This is a genomic window from Rothia sp. (in: high G+C Gram-positive bacteria) (genome assembly GCF_030540545.1).
GTDB lineage: Bacteria > Actinomycetota > Actinomycetes > Actinomycetales > Micrococcaceae > Rothia.
The window spans coordinates 124150-143936 of sequence record NZ_JAUNVZ010000005.1 but is presented as its reverse complement, the minus strand read 5'-3'; the positions used below and the strand labels follow the sequence as shown (position 1 = coordinate 143936).

14 protein-coding genes are annotated in these 19787 nt (G+C 58.1%); 13 read left to right on the top strand and 1 reads right to left on the bottom strand.

Translation table 11 applies throughout. The annotated features are described in order from the left end of the window. The first annotated feature begins 142 nt into the window (after positions 1-142). From trpD to Q4P78_RS05750, 13 genes are all read left to right on the top strand, one after another. The gene (gene trpD, locus Q4P78_RS05810) at positions 143-1216 is read left to right on the top strand and encodes an anthranilate phosphoribosyltransferase (protein ID WP_303339416.1); all 1074 of its coding nucleotides are present in this window, start codon (positions 143-145) and stop codon (positions 1214-1216) included. Positions 1217-1446: 230 nt separating this feature from the next. Next, positions 1447-1617 (top strand): DpnD/PcfM family protein, encoded by a 171-nt coding sequence (locus Q4P78_RS05805; protein WP_303339415.1) that lies wholly within the window; start codon positions 1447-1449, stop codon positions 1615-1617. Between the two features lie 341 nt (positions 1618-1958). After that, entirely contained in the window at positions 1959-2924 is a 966-nt protein-coding gene (locus Q4P78_RS05800) for a DUF6318 family protein (protein WP_303339413.1), read from the top strand. 295 nt (positions 2925-3219) lie between these two features. Further along, positions 3220-4425, top strand: a complete 1206-nt coding sequence (gene metK, locus Q4P78_RS05795; protein WP_303339412.1) for a methionine adenosyltransferase — start codon at positions 3220-3222, stop codon at positions 4423-4425. Beyond that, positions 4426-6999, top strand: coding sequence for a primosomal protein N' (locus Q4P78_RS05790; RefSeq protein ID WP_303339411.1), 2574 nt, complete (start codon positions 4426-4428; stop codon positions 6997-6999). A 251-nt stretch (positions 7000-7250) separates the two neighbouring features. Next, on the top strand, positions 7251-8666 hold the full coding sequence (locus Q4P78_RS05785) for a hypothetical protein (RefSeq protein WP_303339410.1): 1416 nt from the start codon (positions 7251-7253) through the stop codon (positions 8664-8666). A 174-nt stretch (positions 8667-8840) separates the two neighbouring features. After that, positions 8841-9185: a helix-turn-helix transcriptional regulator gene (locus Q4P78_RS05780; protein WP_303339409.1), complete on the top strand. Its 345-nt coding sequence runs from the start codon at positions 8841-8843 to the stop codon at positions 9183-9185. Next, positions 9186-9500, top strand: a complete 315-nt coding sequence (locus tag Q4P78_RS05775; RefSeq protein WP_303339408.1) for a hypothetical protein — start codon at positions 9186-9188, stop codon at positions 9498-9500. A gap of 468 nt (positions 9501-9968) precedes the next feature. Further along, complete coding sequence (locus Q4P78_RS05770; RefSeq protein ID WP_303339407.1) at positions 9969-12935, top strand: FAD-binding and (Fe-S)-binding domain-containing protein; 2967 nt, start codon at positions 9969-9971, stop codon at positions 12933-12935. 630 nt (positions 12936-13565) lie between these two features. Beyond that, on the top strand, positions 13566-15599 hold the full coding sequence (thrS, locus tag Q4P78_RS05765) for a threonine--tRNA ligase (RefSeq protein WP_303339406.1): 2034 nt from the start codon (positions 13566-13568) through the stop codon (positions 15597-15599). Between the two features lie 236 nt (positions 15600-15835). Then, positions 15836-16717, top strand: coding sequence for a potassium channel family protein (locus Q4P78_RS05760; protein WP_303339405.1), 882 nt, complete (start codon positions 15836-15838; stop codon positions 16715-16717). Between the two features lie 98 nt (positions 16718-16815). Next, on the top strand, positions 16816-17349 hold the full coding sequence (locus Q4P78_RS05755) for a hypothetical protein (RefSeq protein ID WP_303339404.1): 534 nt from the start codon (positions 16816-16818) through the stop codon (positions 17347-17349). 70 nt (positions 17350-17419) lie between these two features. After that, complete coding sequence (locus Q4P78_RS05750; RefSeq protein ID WP_303339403.1) at positions 17420-17971, top strand: HIT domain-containing protein; 552 nt, start codon at positions 17420-17422, stop codon at positions 17969-17971. Between the two features lie 338 nt (positions 17972-18309). Here the strand turns inward: Q4P78_RS05750 and Q4P78_RS05745 are convergent, their stop codons facing one another. Further along, complete coding sequence (locus Q4P78_RS05745; protein WP_303339402.1) at positions 18310-19584, bottom strand: DUF349 domain-containing protein; 1275 nt, start codon at positions 19582-19584, stop codon at positions 18310-18312. Positions 19585-19787: the final 203 nt, after the last annotated feature.

Sequence of the window (19787 nt, the reverse complement as noted above, 5' to 3'; positions counted from 1 at the left end):
TGGGGGTCCCCGTTTCGGGGGCCCTCCTGCTGTTTAAAATGTGCCGTTTAAAGCTCGTGCCGTGTAGGGGTGGTTGGTGTGTTTGGGGTGGATGGGTGCTTCGGTTGGGCATGTGGACTTGTGTCACGTTAGAATCGTTAGTATGAGCACTGAAGAGTACACCTGGAAGCAGCTGCTGAACCTGCTGGTTCGCGGTAATGAGCTGGATAGCGCGCAGATTACCTGGGCGATGGATCAGATTATGACGGGCGCGACGGAGGAACCGATTATCGCCTCGTTTTTGACCGCTCTGCATACGCGCGGCGAGTCCCCGGCGGAGCTGGCGGCGTTGGCTGCCGGTATGCTCGCGAAGGCTCAGCCTGTTGATATTGACCCGAATGCGGTTGATATTGTGGGCACCGGTGGAGACCAGCAGAATACCGTGAATATTTCGACTATGGCTGCGCTGGTGATTGCCGGTGCGGGCATGACTGTGGTTAAGCACGGTAATCGCGCCTCGACCTCGAAGTCTGGTTCGGCGGATGTCCTGGAGGCTTTGGGTATTCGCCTGGATATGCCGGTGGAGCGTGTGGCGCAGTGCGCTCGCGAGACGGGTATTACGTTCCTGTTTGCTCAGGTGTTCCACCCGTCTATGCGTTTTGTGGGTCCGGTGCGCCGCCTGCTGGGCATTCCCACGGCGTTTAATTATTTGGGTCCGATGACGAACCCGGCGCGTGTGCACCATTCGGCGATTGGTGTGGCGAATGAGCGTATGGCTCCGAAGATCGCGCAGGTTTTTGCTGACCGTGGCGATCATGCCCTGGTGTTCCGCGGCGATGACGGTCTGGATGAGCTGGCGATTAATGGCACCTCTCGTGTGTGGGAGGCTGTGGATGGCAGTTTGACCGAGTATGTGTTTGATCCTGCGGATTATGGTGTGCCGTATGCGCCGTTGGAGGCTTTGCGTGGCGGCGATGCGGAGCATAATGCTGGCGTGTTCCGCGCGATTCTTTCCGGTGCGGGTGCTGGCGGTTCGGCTGAGGATGCTGCGTTTGCGCCGATTCGTGAGGCTGTGCTGATTAATGCTGCTGCGGCTCTGGTGGCGTCTCGCCCGGTTGCCGGCGAGGAGTTCAGCGTGCGTTTTGAGCGTGCCTTGGCGGATGCGCACACCAGCATTGATAGCGGCGCTGCTGCTGATGTTCTGCAGAAGTGGATTGACTTCTCGAACGCTGAGTAGATTTTAGGCGGTCTAGCACCGAATGCACGAAGCCCCGCGGGTATTCACACCCGCGGGGCTTTGTGTATGTTGAGTGTGTTTTAGTATGCGATTTTATGCTAGGATCGATCGCGCTAGAGTGGGCGTATTGGTTTAGTTATATATGCGGATAGTTTTAGCATATTACCTTAGCTTATACGGGCTAGTGACACCAATCGAGTGTATTTGAGTAAATTGTGAGTAGGGGAGTTGTGGCTATTTTTCGTGTGGAGATTACGGAAATATTGAGTCGGGTTATTGAGGTTGAAGCTGATTCACCCGATGCTGCTCGTGAGCAGGCTTGCACAGCCTATTCTGCTGAGGATATTGTCCTTGATTCTTCCGACTACAACGATACTACGTTTAGCATTGTGGAAGATTAAGGCAGTATAAAAAGGCGGTGGTTACGGGGTGCCATATTCTGCAGAACAGGTCTTCCCTATAAGTCCCAATAAAATTCCTTAATATATTTTAGGTACATATAAGGGGTTGCCTTGTGATGTAAACCTTCAATCTGAGGAAGTAGCTTATTCCACAATTCCTTCATGTGAGCCCAGGTCTTTACTCGTTTGAGCTTACGCTGATACTTATTTATCGGTATTGAGAGTAATTCATCTATAGCTTTACTGCAGGTTCATGGTTCAGCTATATCCAGAGTAGAATGGGTGTACCGATAGATGCGGTGTGTGATACACGCCGGCAACCCAACCACGAAGGGACGAGCATGTCCACCACCTCCCGCAGCAGCAGTGCGCCCGCACCCGCACAGCAGCACGTATACCAGTGCGCGCACCGCCTCGAAACCGACCCGGCGAGCGCATCCGCAGGCGCTGCATTCACCGCCCCCACCATCCCAAACGCACCCCTCACGCTCACCCGCCGCCGAGCACTCAGCGCAAGCCTGGCAACCCTCGGCGGTGCAGCACTGACCCTGGCGCTCGCATCCTGCGGCACCGACAGCACCAAACCCCTCGCGGAACGAGACAGCTACACCGGCCCCATCGACCTGAGCGTCATCAGCTACGAACGTCCCGGCAACTACGAACCCGCCACTGCCGAGCGTCCCGCCCGTAACGCACCCAAACCCCAGTCGCCCGCAGCCCTGAGCAACCAGAGCATGGAAGGCAGCTACCGCGCGCTCGCCTACTTCGTCGCCGCCGTCAACTACGGCATGCTCAGCGGCACCGTGGAACCCCTGCAAGAGATCACGCTCAAAGACTGGGCGCCCGGCTCCGACGCCTTCGAAAAAGACATCGAAACCATCGGTGAGGACACCTGGGCGGTCGGATTCGACTACACTCTGAGCATCACCGCTGACAAACCCGAAAAACTCGCCGACGACCAATACCGTTGGCCCATCAACCAGACCACGCACCTAGAAGGCAGAATGCGCGCCGGCGTATACACGAAATCTGCCGATGCTGCGGCAGGGGATAACGCGAACGGTTCCGCTTCTGGCGGCGCGAATGCTTCCGCTAGTGCGGCACGTGCCGGAAGTTCCGCACCTGCCGGGAATACAGCAAGTGCCCGAAACTCGACAGGTGCTAAGACCGCTAGCGCGAGCGCCCGCGCAAACACGGGTGCCACTGCATCTGTCTCGAGCGCGCCCTTTACTGAACCCACCCCGGAACCCCAAACCGCCCTGATGGTCTACACGAACGGCTCCTGGAAACTCAAAAGCATTAGCTAGCCTCTAACTCGCGGCCTAGGGACGGCATCTGACCCTGTATGCTTCAGACGCTAACCATGTGGATGAAGCTTCAGTCAGGGAATATCCGCTATTTTGAACGGAAAGTTGTGTGGGTTGCCGGGAGCGTTTTGGGTGTTTTCTGGGCCTGTTCCTTGATGTACCGCGGCTAATGGGGTGGTTCGGGAAATCAAAGGGAATGTTACAGCCGGACGTAACAATTGGTAAACTAGGTAGTAATTGGTAATGAAGCGTAGCAATGTCACGCCAGCACCCCAAAGCAAGTAAAGTAGGATTTGTGAGTACTAATTCCCATCTGCGCCTGTTCACCAGCGAATCGGTGACCGAAGGCCACCCCGACAAGATTTGTGACCAGATTTCCGACGCGATCCTCGACGGCATTATCGCCCAGGATCCCCAGGCAAACGTCGCCGTAGAGACCATGGTAACCACCGGTCAGGTGCACGTTGCCGGCGAGGTAACCACCTCCAGCTACGTAGAAATCCCCGCGCTGGTACGCGAGACCATTCTCGGCATCGGCTACGACTCCTCCACTCGCGGCTTCGACGGCGAGTTCTGCGGCGTGTCCGTCTCCATCGGTGAGCAGTCTCCCGATATTAACTCCGGCGTGTACGAATCCCTCGAGACCCGCCAGGGTATCGCGCAGGATGAGTTCGACCGCCAGGGTGCAGGCGACCAGGGTATCATGTTCGGCTACGCATCCAATGAAACCAACGTGCTCATGCCCGCACCCATCTGGCTGGCACACCGCCTCTCCGAGCGCCTGACCAATGTGCGTAAGGACGGCACCCTGACCGAACTGCGCCCCGACGGTAAGACCCAGGTGACCCTCGGCTACGACGGCGACAAGCCCGTCTCCGTGGACACCGTGGTTGTCTCCACCCAGCACACCGCACAGTACGACCTGGCGGACCTGGCAGCAGACGTGAAGAAGCACGTGATTAGCCCCGTGCTGGACGGCCTGGACCTGGACACCTCCAACACCAAGTTCATTATTAACCCCGCCGGCCGTTTCGTGCAGGGTGGCCCCGTGGGCGATGCCGGTCTGACCGGTCGCAAGATCATTGTGGACACCTACGGTGGTATGGCTCGTCACGGCGGTGGCGCGTTCTCCGGTAAGGACCCCTCGAAGGTGGACCGCTCCGCAGCCTACGCAATGCGCTGGGTTGCAAAGAACGTGGTCGCAGCCGGCCTGGCAGACCGTGTAGAGGTTCAGGTCGCCTACGCAATCGGTCAGGCAGCACCCGTGGGCCTGTACGTTGAAACCTTCGGCACCGAGCACGTTGACCCGGTCAAGATTGAGCAGGCAATTCGCGAGGTCTTCGACCTGCGCCCGCTGGCAATCATCACCGACCTGGACCTGCGCCGCCCGATCTACAAGAAGACCGCAGCTCACGGCCACTTCGGCCGCACTGAGCCGGAATTCACCTGGGAGCGCCTGGACCGTGTCGAGGCTCTGAAGTCCGCGGTGTCCGCTTCCTAAATGACTCAGGTGTCGAGCAACCCGCCCGAACACATTCAGCAGGAATCCCTGCAACAGCCCGATCTGTTGCAGGGATTTCCTGCCCTTGAGGCTACCCTCACGCAGCCGCCCCTTGCTTCCTCCCATGCACACACAGGGGTGGATGGTGCGGATGTGCCGGACCCAAACGCTCTACTTGCAGCGACCGGTGTGCCCAACCCCGTAGCACGAATCTGTGTTGATACCACCGTGCCGCATTTGGATCGCCCCTTCGATTACGCTGTGCCGCCTGAGCTCAGTGAACAGGCGGTCATTGGTGCACGCGTGCGTGTTGCCTTTGGTCCGCAGCGAGTCACCGGCTACATTCTCGAGCGCGTGGAGCGCACCGACTACGCCAAGCCCCTGGCGCCCATCCTCTCTGTGCTTTCTGCATTCCCCGCGGTAGCGCCCGAAACCTTTGAGCTGGCAGAGGATGTTGCCGCTCGTTTTGCTTCGACGCGTGCAAATGTTCTGCGCCTGGCGCTCACCCCGCGTATTGCCGGAGTGGAGAAAAAATACGCTGCCGCATTCCCTAGCTATAGTGAGTATTGTGGTCTGACAAGGGAAAACACCAACTCTGATTTAGAAAATGAGTCAACTAAGAACGTGGTTGAAAAAACCAATCAAGCTGAATCAGGTGCTGAAAATGACCCGGAAAATCAATCGCTAGTATCGAGTGGTTCTCATAGTGAATCACTGGGTGAATCGGGGTCTACTGCACGTACCGAGAGCAGCTTGGCAGGCTCTGAAGCTACCTCCCTCGCAATCGGCGATACGACTGAAGGTAGTGCTGAGCACACTCTCGGTACCGGAGCAGCCACTGAACCCGCCACCGAAACCTCCGAAACCGCCTCAGAAACGGAACCTGCACTCAATTGCACCGACGAAGCAATCCGCTCCTACCTGCTGGGCGGATTCGCGCCCTTCACCCTCAACCCGGCAGTAGCAGTCCCCGATACGAGCGCCTACACACCCTATATCAACGGCAGTGAATTCCTCGAAGATATTGCCGCCGGGCACGCCGCCCGCGCCGTGATGAGCGTGCTGCCCTCAACCCCCGACACCAGCTGGGCGGATCTACTCGCCATTGCCCTGGCACAAGCTGCCGCGCACGGCAGGGGAGCTATCGCCGTAGTACCCGACTCCAAATCCCTCGATACGCTCGAAGAAGCCCTGCGCGAGCGTGTGAGCGAGAACGACTACACGCGCATCTCCTCCGACCAGAAACCCTATAGCCGTTACCACGGCTACCTCAAAGCCCGTCTGGGACTGGTGCCCATCGTTATAGGCACGCGCGCCGCCGCCTACGCACCCGTCGCCAACCTCGGGTTTATCGCCTGCTGGGACGACGGCGACAGTAACCTGATCGAACGCCGCGCACCCTATTGCCACGTGCGCGATGTACTGCTGCTACGCGCTCAAAAAGCCAAAGCTGCCGCGCTCTTCGCCGGCTACTTTATGAGCATTGAAACCGCGCGCCTGGTCAACACCGGCTGGGCAAGCTATGTGCACGCCGACCGTGCCACCGTGCGCGCATTCACCCCGCAGGTGCTCTCCACGGGCGACGACTACCAGCTGGCACGCGACCCCCTGGCGCGCATCGCCCGCATACCGCAGCTTGCCTTTATCCAGGCTCGCAAAGCGCTCGCCGCCGGCCCCGTGCTGGTGCAGGTTGCCCGCGGAGGCTACCTGCCTACCCTGCGATGCCAGCGCTGTTTCATGCCCGCCCGATGCACCGAATGCCGCGGCCCGCTCGAAATTGTCGCAGGATCCTCCCTGCCCAGTTGTACCTGGTGTGGCCATTTGGCGAGCACCTGGTCCTGCGCCGAATGTGGCAACCGCACCTGGCGCGCCGGAACCATCGGTGCCACGCGAACAGCCGAGGAGCTCGGTCGAGCCTTCCCAAATGTGCCCGTGATTTCCTCCTCGGGCGACCACGTGCGCGCCCATATTGGTTCCGAACCGGCACTGGTCATTGCCACGCCGGGGGCTGAGCCGCGCGTGCCCGGCGGATACGCTGCCGCCCTGCTGCTGGACGCCGACTCTATGCTGCGATTCGACTCTTTACGAGCACCCGAAGCTGCCCTGCGACGCTGGATGAATGCTGCCGCGCTGGTACGTAGCGCCTCTGTCGGAGGTGTGGTGGTGACAACCGCCAGCTACTCGCCCGTGGAGCAGGCGCTGGTGCGCTGGGACCCGGGCTGGTTTGCGCGCTACGAGCTGGAGGAACGCTTCGAGGTGGGACTACCCCCGGCGGTGCGCAGCGCCGCAATTACCGGCGCCCGTGAGGATGTGCAGGCATTTATTGATGCGTGTTCCTTGCCCGAGACGGTGCGTATTTCCGGGCCGATTCCGGTTAGTGCGCACGGGCTCAACGAGCTGGACTATGAGGAAGACCCGCAGGTTGTGGCGGGGGATTGGCGTGTACTGCTTTTCTTTGGCTACCCGGTGGCGGCGCAGGTGACTGCGGAGTTGCGTGCGGTGCGTGCGGCTCATTCGGCGATGCGTTCGCGCGGGCATGTGCAGGTGCTCTGCGACGGGTTGGATATTATTTAGCGCTCTTTTGTGAGTATTTTCGGTCGAGTAGGTGTCGGTATCACCTGCCCTGTCCGCATCGCGAATACTTATTGCCGTCGCGAGGGGTGTCTTCCCTCGCGACGAAAAATACTATTCGCGACGCGGAGGGGTTTGGTGTGTCATCCCTTGAGTATCGCTTGCCCTGTCCCATGCGCCTTGATCTGCCGAAAATGTAATAACTAAAGCGTGTAAAACACTATCAAAATACATCAAATACATATAATAAGAGTATGGACCTACCCAACCTGTTAGAAAACGCCCTCACAATGTACACCTCCACTCGTGCACGCACGTACCGTGGCGGTGTGCATGAGCCTATCCGTGGCACTGGCAATGTTGCCGCTACTTCGGGTGAGTCAAGCGGTATTGAGCTCAGTGATGGCTCACTCTATCCGGGGCACGCACCCGCGCTCATCTGGCGTGATGTGCACTGGGTGGACCGCCGACCCGTGCTTGAATTAGAGCCGGTCATTATTAAATTCGGTGCTTCCGGGGTATCTGAATCTAGCGAATCTGACACAGTCAATACCGATTCGCAGCAGTCTAGCCAGAACCCTCATAGATACCCCGAAGAAATGATGCTAAGCGGTCAGCGCCTGCGTATTCCGCTAACGCCCGGGGCTTTTCTGGGTGCTCGCGTGCTGCGCGATAGCAGCGGTGAGCCCTATACATTCTGTGGTGGATTCACGATCGCTTTAGATAGTGAGCAGAACAGTGCTGTGGCGCATGACGGGATGAACAATAGTCAAGCTCAGAGTACAGGTGCCCACACGCCCGCGCAGCATGTCAATGATCACCTCTATCTAGTCGCCGAAAGCGCCACCGCCGCAGCGCACGAGCAGGAACGCGCGGCACATCGAGCCGCACACGGGGTGCGCATCCAGCGCGTGCCATGCCCCGAGAATACACGCATCACCCGCGGTAAACAGTGCGAGAGGTGCGCCGCGCGCGATGAATTTACCGCCATTCACGGGGTGCATCGCGGGGCGACTCTGAGCGCCGGAATGCGCGCCTACGCCGCCCAGGAACACAGTCTATATGTGGCGACTTTCCCGGACGGCAGTTCCAAGGTGGGCACCGTGAGCGCGCGATCGAACCCGCGCCGACTGGATGAGCAGGCGGTCGCCACCGCAACCCTGATTGCTCATGCGAGTAACGGCGCCGATATTCGACGCGCCGAGGACGCGGTTAGTGAGAATACCGAGCTGGTGCAGGTCAAACAGCTGGCGTCGAAGTATCGCGCCTGGCTCAACCCGCTACCGGGCGTTTCGCTGCGCGCAGCCCATGAGCAGGCGGTTATTGCCGCTCGTGAAGCACTGCTAAATTCCGGGCTCATGGGTGCTGTCGGTCAGTCTCACTCCTATGCGGTGGAACCCTTGGAGCAGCCCTGGATCCCTTCGCCCGCCATGACTCGCCCCTATGCATCGTTGCGAGCGCAATCACCCGAGCCGCTGGGGGAGTTTCCCTCACTGCTGGAGTCGGAGGGGTTCGGCTTTTTCTGCACCGGTGCCACGGGTAAATTCCTGAGCGTGCACACCGGAGATGCCGATGCGGCGCTACTTGCCAATGCCGGAGTGCTCGCGAATAAATTGCTGGTGCTTGAAGATTCACTCAGTAGGGTGGAAACCCAGGCGGCACTCTTTTAGACGGTTCTATGGGATGCCCGAAACAGTGACTCCTATCACTGGTATCTTCTAAGTCGCCATTAAGTAACCCTGTCAGGTTGTCTAACTGGCGCGCGTGCCTGGCAAGCACGTAATATTTTCGTAAATAGCTATATCGTATTGATATATAAATAATCCTTTATGTATGGTGAGGTTATGGACAAGAGTTCGCCGCAGGCAAACCCGGAACAGGTCATCCAGGTCGACGAAAGCAAAGACTGGGCCCAAGAATTTGGCCCCTCCGTCGAAATTTTCACCGCCCTGGCGCATCCGCTCCGCCTGGCGCTCGCATACCACCTCATGGATCGCGAGCACAGCGTCAGCGAATTGCACACCTGCCTGGGAGTCTCGCAGCCGCTCGCCTCGCATCACCTGCGCATCCTATTAGACGCCAATGTGGTCGAGCGCGAAACGCACGGGCGAGTGAATGTCTACCGTCTCAAAGACCACCATATTAGCCACATCATCGCTGATGTCTATACTCATACAAAGGAGCACTAAATGAGCACCCACGTACACTCCGAGGCACACGCCCACACCCACGGCCCCTCCTGCGGCCACCCCGCAATCATTCACCTGGACCACGTGGACTACCTGCACGACGGCCACGCACACCGCGAGCACGACGGTCACTACGACGAGTGCACCACCTGCTCCTGCGGTGATTGCAACGACCTGTGCGTAAACTGCGTATGCGAGTCCTGCACCTGCCCCACCTGCAACCACGCCGTATGCCAGTGCGAGCACTGCAGCGACTCCTGCGCTAACTGCGCATGCGACACCTGCACCTGCGCAACCTGCCAGCACGCAGCCTAAATTTCACGCCCCTGATACGGTGCCTCTTATAGGGTGTCGATCCTGGATAAATTTCTTTCATAGCGTCGGTTGATCTACAGCTATGAGGGTATCAGTTCGCTCTTTTTGGAATCATGCCGATATTGTGGGGGAATCTGATGTCCGCAGGGGACAGGCAGTACACAAGCGGAGGGTATCGCTCTACACCGAGTGATACCCTCCGCTTTTCTGCGCCTTACCCCCGCTCCGGGCGGCGCCCCACAGTACTAAGAGACTAAAGAGGTGTTTTTATGGTGCCCTATCCTTAGCTGACAGAGTGAGGCATGCTACCTAGTATGGAAAGAAAGATATGTGCACACAGCGCCACGAAGCGCGCGCCCGCACATTCCTAGCTATATCCGACCCCGCCCCATCAATCGGGTGAGCGAAAACCCTCCGGAATAGCTCGGTATATCGAGACAATACCCCAGGACATTATCAAGGAAGACCATGAACCTCACCCACACTCGGCACCATCAGCATCAATCCCCGGTCACCAATGCCGCCGCCGCACTGCACAGCCCCTATGAACACACCATGGAGCGTCTGTTCGCCGAAACCCGCGCAGGCGCCATGGAAAACACCCGCAGCGCCCTCGACCGCCTAGCCCTTTCACACGACGCCTCCCACTACCAGCTAGTCCCCGCCGGAATCCTGCGCCCCGCCAGCACCGAAGCGGTTGCCGATATTTTCCGTGCCGCCTCCGCCCTGAATCTACCGCTCACTTTCCGCTCCGGAGGCACCTCCCTCTCCGGCCAGGCAAGCACCGACGCCCTGCTCGTTGATACCCGCAAGCATTTCCGCTCTATCGAGGTGCTCGATGAGGGCCGCCGCGTGCGCGTGGGCCCCGGTGCCACCGTCATGGCGGTCAATAATCGGCTGGCAGCCTACGGGCGTAAACTCGGCCCCGACCCAGCCAGCTGGTCAGCATGCACCATTGGTGGTGTGGTTGCCAATAACTCATCCGGCATGTCCTCGGGCACCGAATACAACACCTACAACACCCTGGAATCTATGGTGTTTATTCTGCCCAGCGGTACCGTCATCGACACCGCCGACCCCAATGCTGATAGCCGCCTCAAAACCCTGGAACCTGAGATTCACGAGGGTCTTGTGCGCCTGCGCCGCCGGGTGCTGGACAACCCCGAGTCCATGGCAATAATCGCCCAACAATACTCCATGAAGAACACCATGGGTTACGGTTTGAACTCTCTGGTGGATTACGAGAAACCCGTGGATATTCTGGCGCACCTGATGATTGGCTCCGAAGGAACCCTGGGCTTTGTTGCCTCGGCAATCTATCGCACCCTGCCCATTTTCAAAGCCGTCTCTACCGGCCTGCTGGTCTTCGATAACCTCATTGACGCGACCCGCTCCGTACCCGAACTGGTTGCCCATAAACTGGCAACCGTTGAACTGCTGGATGCCACCAGTATCTCCGTTGCCCAGCGTACCGGTCAGGCGGCCCAGGCGCTCGCCGCCATTGACGTGCGTGACCACGCCGCGCTGCTCGTCGAATTCCAAGGAAACACCCAGGAAGAATTAGCGGAACTTGCCCACGAAGCAGCGCCCATGTTTGCATCCCTGCCGGTGGTTTCTCCTGTGGAAATGACCTCGCAGCTTGCCGAACGTAACGCCCTGTGGCAGGCGCGCCGCGGCCTGTACACCACGGTCGCCGGTAACCGCCCCACCGGCACCAACGCCCTCCTTGAAGACGTCGTGGTACCCGTGGATGTTCTGGGTGAAACCTGCCAAGAACTCACCTCCCTGTTCAATGCGCACGGCTATAAGGATTCGGTGATTTTCGGTCATGCCAAGGACGGAAATATTCACTTTATGCTCAATGAGCAATTCACCGACCCCAAGCAGCTGGTGCGATACCGCGAATTCACCGAGGATATGGTGCAGCTGATTCTTGGTGCTCAGGGCTCCCTGAAAGCTGAGCACGGTACCGGTCGTATTATGGCGCCTTTTGTCCGCCGCCAATTCGGTGACGAACTCTACTCGGTGATGGAAGAGATTAAGCGCCTCATTGATCCGGTAAACTTCCTGAACCCCGGCGTGCTCATTGCAGATCAGAGCGACTACGCCCAGGATCTAAAGGTTGCCGCGCCCGTTGAGGAAGAGATTAACTCCTGCGTGGAATGTGGCTATTGCGAGCCCGTCTGCCCCTCTAAAGACCTCACTCTGACTCCGCGCCAGCGCATTGTGCTGCGCCGAGAAATCAATGCCGCGCGCCTGGCAGGCAATACCGAGCTTGCCGAGCAGCTGGAACGCGAATACGAGTACTACGGCATCGACACCTGCGCGGTGGATAGCATGTGCGCCACTCGCTGTCCGCTGGGTATCGACACGGGTAATTTCGTGCGCACGCTCCGCGCTCAGAACCAGGATGCGCTGGGTTCTCGTGCCTGGTCTCTCGCAGCAAAGCACTGGTCGCTCATGGATCGCGGTGCCGGTGTGGCGCTCAGCGTTGCCAAGCATCTACCCGCTGGCGCGGTGAAAAGTGCTGCCGAGGTGGCTCGCGTTTTCTTCGGTGAAGACCTGGTACCCACCTATAAGCGTGAGCTTTCTGCAGGAGGCGTACCCCGTCGCCCTCACGCAGATTCCGACCCGGAGATTGTCTTCTTCCCGGCGTGCGTTAACGCCATGTTCGGGGGAGTAGACGATTCCGGTACGTCCGATAATATGAATGCCACCCGTGCCTTTATGACCCTGTGCGATCGCGCCGGAATTGGGTACGTGATTCCCGAGGGCATTTCCTCGCTCTGCTGTGGAACCCCCTGGAAATCTAAGGGATACACCGAGGGTTATAGCGCGATGAGTGATAAGACCCTCGCGGCCCTATGGGAAGCCAGCGATCACGGCCGACTGCCTATTGTCTGCGATGCCTCCTCATGTACTGAAGGATTGCAGGTCATGCAGGCTAAGGTTGCTCATGCGCTCGCTGAACAGCTCGGTCGCGATGCCGCCGGAATTGCGCGCGGTGATTCTGAGCCTGATTACGCCTCTTTGGTGATTATCGATGCTGTCTCTTTTGCTGCGGATAATCTATTGGAGTGTTTGGAAGTTACGGCACCGATTGAGTCTCTGGCTGTACACCCGACCTGTTCTATGGTGCACCTGGGAATTCAGGGTGATTTTGAAAAGCTTGCCGCCGCTGTCAGCGATGAGCTCTATGTCCCCGCCGGGTGGGGTTGCTGCGGTTATGCTGGTGATCGCGGCCTGCTACACCCCGAGTTGACGGCGAGCGCTACCCGTGCGGAAGCCGCTGAGATTAGTGCTGCTGAGCAGGCACGCTCCGGTCGTTATCGTGCGTATGCGTCGAGTAACCGCACCTGCGAGCAGGGTATGAGTGAAGCAACCAGTCGTAGCTATCAGAATATTCTGCAGATTCTGGAGCGCGCTACACGCTAGGTACCCTCTCTCTATTTACCCGAAGGTTTGACCAGATTGGGCTGTACCGTGCAACTCTGAGGAAAAATTTGTGTTGGACACGTGCAGATTATTTTCCGTGGATTTTTCTGTGTAGATTAGACTCATTGAGGTATTTATACTGGTCAGAGCATTATGCGGGTCTTGGGAAACAGGTTAGAAGGCAGAATATGGGCGGGAGTGTCAAAGAAAAAACCGAAATGTTACGTAACATTTCGGTCAGTACTTTGAACTTTCGCGTATATGCGCTTTAATAGTTACATGCGGTTGACAGAACGTTCTTACGTTCTAAAACTCCTGACGGCAACCGCATACGGAAAGAGCCTCCGGGGGAATCCTTCTTGGTTCCCCCGGAAGTGCTTAATACAGTAACCCGCAGGTTGAGGTGCAAGTCCCTGCGGGTTACTTCCGTTTAACGCTCCTATGTCTACACCCCCACACCAACCCCTACTTCTTCTCACATTTTCCCCTTCGCGCGGCGGCGTAAGGGCGAACAGACGTATACTAGAAAGTGCCCGTGCACCCGTATAGTGCGGGTAGAGATCGTGCCGCCGGCACACCTGGCCCTGGTATCGCCGGGAACCGTGCGAGCACCCAACCCAAAGGAGACATATGTCTGCCGCTGACAATTCAGCAAAAAACATTACCGTTGCAGGCGAAACGCAGCAGGTCACCGCTGCAACCGCCGCAGAGCTCTTCGCGCACGACCCGCAGATCGTGGTCGCACGCGTGAACGGCACCCTGGTCGACCTCTCCCACGCCCTCGAAGATGGCGATAGCGTAGAGCCGGTCTACATTCACGAACCCGACGGACTGAACGTGCTGCGCCACTCCGCAGCTCACGTCATGGCACAGGCAGTGCAGCAGTACCGTGAAGACGCCAAGCTGGGCATCGGCCCCTACATCACCGACGGCTTCTACTTCGACTTCGATGTGAACGAACCCTTCACCCCGGAAGATCTGAAGAAGATCGAAAAGTCGATGATCAAGATCATTAAGTCCGGTCAGCAGTTCCGCCGCCGCGTGGTTACCCACGAAGAGGCAGTGGCCGAAATGGCAAACGAGCCCTACAAGCTGGAGTTGCTCTCTCTGAGCCAGGGCCCCGGCTCCGGTGCAGATGCAGCCGAGGGCGCCTCCGTCGAGGTTGGCGAGGGTGAAATCACCATCTACGACAACGTCAACCCCAAGACCGGCGAGATCGTCTGGAAGGATCTGTGCCGCGGTCCGCACCTGCCCCACACTAAGCTGATTGGCAACGGCTACGCACTCATGCGTGCCGGCGGCGCGTACTGGCGCGGTTCCGAGAAGAACCCCATGCTGCAGCGTATTTACGGCACCGCATGGCCCACCAAGGAAGAGCTGGTCGCCTACAAGGACCGCATTGCCGAGGCTGAGCGTCGCGATCACCGCCGCCTGGGTAAGGAACTGGATCTGTTCTCCTTCCCGAAGACCATTGGCCCCGGTCTGCCCGTGATTCACCCCAAGGGTGGCGTGCTCAAGCGCGAAATGGAAGACTATGTGCGCGCTCGCCACATTCAGGAAGGCTTCCAGTATGTGGGTACCCCGCATATCTCCAAGGAAGACCTGTTCTACACCTCCGGTCACCTGCCCTACTATGCGGACGGCATGTTCCCCTCCATGGAGCTGGACAACGGTAACTACCGTCTGAAGGCAATGAACTGCCCCATGCACAACGAGATTTACCGTTCGCGTGGCCGTTCTTACCGTGAGCTGCCGCTGCGTTTCTTCGAGTTCGGTACCGTGTACCGCGACGAGAAGTCTGGCGTGCTGCAGGGTCTGACCCGCGTGCGCATGATCAGCCAGGATGACTCCCACTCGTACGTAACCAAGGAGCAGGCGCCGGACGAGGTGCGCCACCTGCTGAAGTTCATGCTCTCCCTGCTGGAGGACTTCGGTCTGACCGACTTCTACCTGGAGCTGTCCACTCGCGACACCGAGGGTGAAAAGAAGGATAAGTTCATCGGCACCGATGAGCAGTGGGAAGAAGCCACCGCAATCCTGGAGCAGGTCGCGAAGGAAACCGGTCTGGAACTGGTACCCGACCCGGGTGGAGCCGCATTCTACGGCCCGAAGATCTCGGTTCAGGCTAAGGATGCGATCGGCCGTACCTGGCAGATGTCCACCGTTCAGTACGACTTCAACCAGCCTTCGCGTTTCGGCCTGGAGTACCAGGCAGCGGATGGCACCATTCAGGAACCGGTGATGATCCACTCGGCTAAGTTTGGTTCCATTGAACGTTTCATGGGCGTGCTGACCGAGCACTACGCGGGTGCGTTCCCGGCGTGGCTGGCCCCGGTTCAGGTGATTGGTGTGCCTGTTGCTGAGGCGTTCAATGACTACATGGGTGAGATTGCCGCTAAGCTGCGTGAGCACGGCGTGCGCGTTGAGGTTGATTACGGTTCGGATCGTTTCACGAAGAAGATTCGTACCGCCTCGACCGAGAAGGTGCCGTTCATTCTGATTGCCGGCGGTGAGGACGCAGAGAATAATGCTGTATCCTTCCGTTTCCGTGGCAATAAGCAGGAGAACGGCGTGCCCGTGGATGAGGCAGTAGCGCGTATTGTGGAGCATATCCGCAACCGTGTGAATGCTGACCCGGCACCCTCCGCTGAGGCTGCTGAGTAATTTTATCCGGTAGTTTTCTCTACCTGTTGTGGCCTGTGAGCCCCCGTGCCCGCCCTCGTGGCGGGTGCGGGGGTTTGCTGTATCTGCCGAGGCTTTTGAAGGAGGCGGCGGGTATGCTGCGGCGGGGGCATTGCGGACGGGGTGCACAGTGCGCGGGTAGGTTGCCCGTACTGGGGTGCGGCGGGTGCGCGCGAGTACAATGGGGGTACGGTATGGTTTACGTCGAGGAGGAGAGTATGCCCGATACGTCCAGTGCCCGCCGGGGTTTTCGTTTGCCTGGGGGTTTTCGTTTGCGTCGGGGCGATGAGAATCTGAGACTGTGGGAAGAGAAGCTCAACACCCCGCTTTTTGTTGCGTCGCTGATGTATCTGGTGGTGTATGCTGTACCGATTTTGAGTTCTTCGCTGCTGCCCCAGGTGGAGCTTCTTTTTCTTTTCACGCAGGTGCTGCTGTGGCTGGTGTTTGCGGTGGATTATGCGGTGCGCCTGTATTTGAGCCCGCAGCGTTTTTATTTCGTGACCCATAATCTGCCGAATTTGGCGGTGGTGTTGCTGCCGGCGTGGAGGATTGTGGGCCTGTTGGCAATGATCAATATTACGGCGACCAGGCAGTATAAGCGCCTCTCTGAGTTTGTGATGCGCATGCTGGGGTACACGATTATTTTTATTATTGTGGCTGCCTTGGGCGTGTATGCGGTGGAGGATGGTGCCCCGGGTGCGTTGATTACGGACGTGTGGGTGGCGTATTGGTGGGTGATGTGCACCCTGGCGACGGTTGGGTACGGGGATGTATACCCGGTGACGATTGCGGGGCGTATTCTTGCGGCCCTGGTGATGGTGTACGGGGTGGGCATGTTCGGTATGGTCATCGGTACGATTTCCACCTGGATTATTGAGAAGATTAGCGGTATTACGGAGGAGGATCACGCCGCCACGAAGTCGGATGTGGCGGAGATTGAACGTGAGGTGACGGAGCTGAAGCAGATTATTATGCGTCAGGATTTTTTGATTCAGCAGCTGGCGGCGGCGCATTTGGAGAGCGTATCGCAGGGTGATGATATAGCCCAGGGTGATGATATGGAGCAGTATAGCCGGGCGGATGGCGCGGCGGGGGAGTAACGCCTTGAGCCTCGCTCGCAATGACGGCGAACCTGCGGGAGGGAGCACATCGGCGCTATAGTAGGAGTGTTATCACTCAACGACAGATGAAAAGAGCAATGATGTTTACTTCTTCGGCTTCTATGAAGGTTTTTATTTCCGCTGCCCTGGTGGCGACCCTGGGTTTGAGCGCCTGCGCATCGCAGTCTTCCTCAAGTCAGTCCTCGTCGAGCCAGTCGGCCTCCACTGAGTCTGCGTCGGCTGGCGCATCCTCTACTAATGCTGCCGAGGCACCTGCGGCGGATAAACCCAAGGCGCAGAATGAAGAGAGCGTAGTGGTGCTGGACGGTGAATGGGTTCAGTCTAATCGTTCTGATGATCAGAACTATATGACCGCCACGATTGAAGACAACACCATGACGATCACCTACCACCTGGGTGATGATACGACCGCGACGTTCTGGACCGGCACGGTGGCCAGCGGCAGCGGTAATTTCTCGTGGGAGTCAGAGAGTATCGCCACCGAGGAGCAGCAGGCGGAGCTGCTCCGTTCGCTGGATAAGACCAAGCATTTTACCTATGAGGACGGTACGATTTCGTTCCCGATGACCATGATGGGGGTAACGCGCACGATTAAGCTGGTGCGCGCCTAGGTTCTCCTATGGTGGTGTTCGCCCGGCGCGGGTACTAGATGATGCGCCGGGCGGGCGATACACTAGAAGTATGAGCGAACATGTACCCGTCACAGATGACTTTGAACTCCCGGCAGCTCCCGACTCTTTCGGTCGCCTGTGGACCCCGCACCGCACCGCCTATGTGAGCGGCGGTCAGAAGGACCATACGGAAGAAACCTGCCCTTTCTGCACCGCGCCCACTCGCAGCGACGAGGATTCGCTGATTGTCTACCGTGGTGAGCACGCCTTTGTGGTGCTCAACCTCTACCCCTATAATCCGGGTCATCTGCTGGTGTGCCCCTATCGTCATATCCCGCTCTATGATGAGGCGACCCCCGAAGAAACCATTGAGATCGCGCAGCTGACCCAGCGGGCAATGCGCGTGCTGCGTGCTGTGGCGCGTACCGACGGGTTCAATATTGGTATGAATCAGGGTAAGGTGGGCGGCGCCGGAATTGCCGATCATCTGCACCAGCATGTGCTGCCGCGCTGGAGCGGGGATACGAATTTCCTGCCGATTATTGCTCAGACCAAGACCATGTCCCGCACTCTGGATGATATGCGCCGTGAGATTGCGCGCGGCTTTGAAGAGATTGACTAATCTGGGCTAAAGCGCTGCTGGGAGATATAGGGAGAGTTGATTCGAGATTTATCTAAAGAGCCACCTAGGGAGCTTTCGAAAACGGTAGCTCAAGTGGCACCGAAATAAGTCGGGTATCTCGCATAGACCGTATCTTTCACATCAAAGAGCCCGGTGCGTGGGGAAGAGTGTTCGTTCTATCCCCACACACCGGGCATTCGTTTATTCTACCGCACAAAGCTATGTTTAAACTGTGAAGAACGAATATATGCATGAAAAAAGGTCAATAATCTACCTGATTAGGTAGATTATTGACCTTCAACTATACGTTTAAAGTATAGATATACGTTACTGGGGGGTTACTTAACTTCAAAGCCCTGCAGGGTAGCAGCCCACGCACGACGAGCCTCAAGAGCCTCGGTGGCCTTGGCAATCTTCTTGGCGTCACCGCTAGCCTGTGCAGCAGCCAGATCAGCCTCAAGAGCCGCCAGGGACTGCTCAATCTGAGCCAGCAGGGAGTTCGCACGAGCGGTCTTTGCCGGGTCGGTGCGCTTCCACTTAGCCTGCTCGGCGCCGTCAATCTCAGCCTGAATCTTCGCCAGTTCAGAGTTGACGCGACGCACATCGTTACGGGGCACCATGCCGGCTGCGTCCCAACGATCCTGAATCTTCGCAAAAGCAGCCTTGGCGGCCTTGGGATCCTCAACCGGCAGCAGAGCACGAGCCTCAACCAGGAGAGCTTCCTTCACAGCCAGGTTCGCAGCGTACTTTTCATCCAGCTCGGCCTCAGCAGCGGCACGAGCGTCAAAGAAGACATCCTGAGCGGCACGGAAACGAGTCCAGAGTGCATCATCACTCTGGCGAGAACCACGCGGAATCTCACGCCAGGAGCGCATCAGAGCCGCGTATTCACGACCGGTCTCAGCCCACTCGGTGGAGTGCTGAATCTGCTCGGCGCGCGCAATAATCTCTTCCTTAGCGCGCTTGACGCGATCATTGTGCTCATCCATTTTGCTGAAATGCGCGCGACGATTACGCTCAAAAGCGGTACGAGCCGCACGGAAACGAACCCACAGCTCATCCTCCAGAGCCTTGGGCACGTGCACGGTGCGCTGAGCCTGCTTCCACGCGTTGAACAGCTCACCCATGCGAGAGAAGGAATTACGCCAATTAATCTGATCCTCGGGGGTAGCGACAATCTTCTCCGCCTCGAGTACGATCTCTTCACGCAGCTTCAGGCCGCGCTCACGCTCAGCCTCGCGGCGCTCACGCTGAGCCACGCCCAGGGAAGAAATCTTCTCGTGAATGGTGGTCAGGCGCTGCTGCAGGGAGGCGTAATCACCCACCATATTGCGCACAGCCACCATAGACGCCAGGGATTCCAGGTTCTTCTGCAGCTCGGCAGCCGGGGCGTTATTGGCAACGCGCGACTCCAGCAGAGTCACCTGCGCCTGAACATTTTCAAACTTGCGGGCAAAGTATGCCAGAGCCTCGTCAGCAGAAGCATTCGGCAGCTGGCCCACAGCGAATTCCTCGCCATCTACCAGTACAAAAACGTGGCCGTCGTCGGATACGCGACCGAACTTGCGTGCCTGCTCGAGGTTTACTGGCATGTCGTCGGATTTAGTAGTCACCGCTATAACTCATTTCAATCGGGTGCGGGTAGATTGACACCGCACAGGGCAAAACCGCGCCCGGTCCTAAACCGGCGCAGTCCGTTACATAAGGATACCCGTAAAACAGGATTTAGGGTACGTGTGCGGGGGCGTTAGTAGATGAGGGGAGTAGTGTAAGGAGGCAGGGGCGGTGCTAGGGCAGGCAGAGGGCAGGGCGCCCC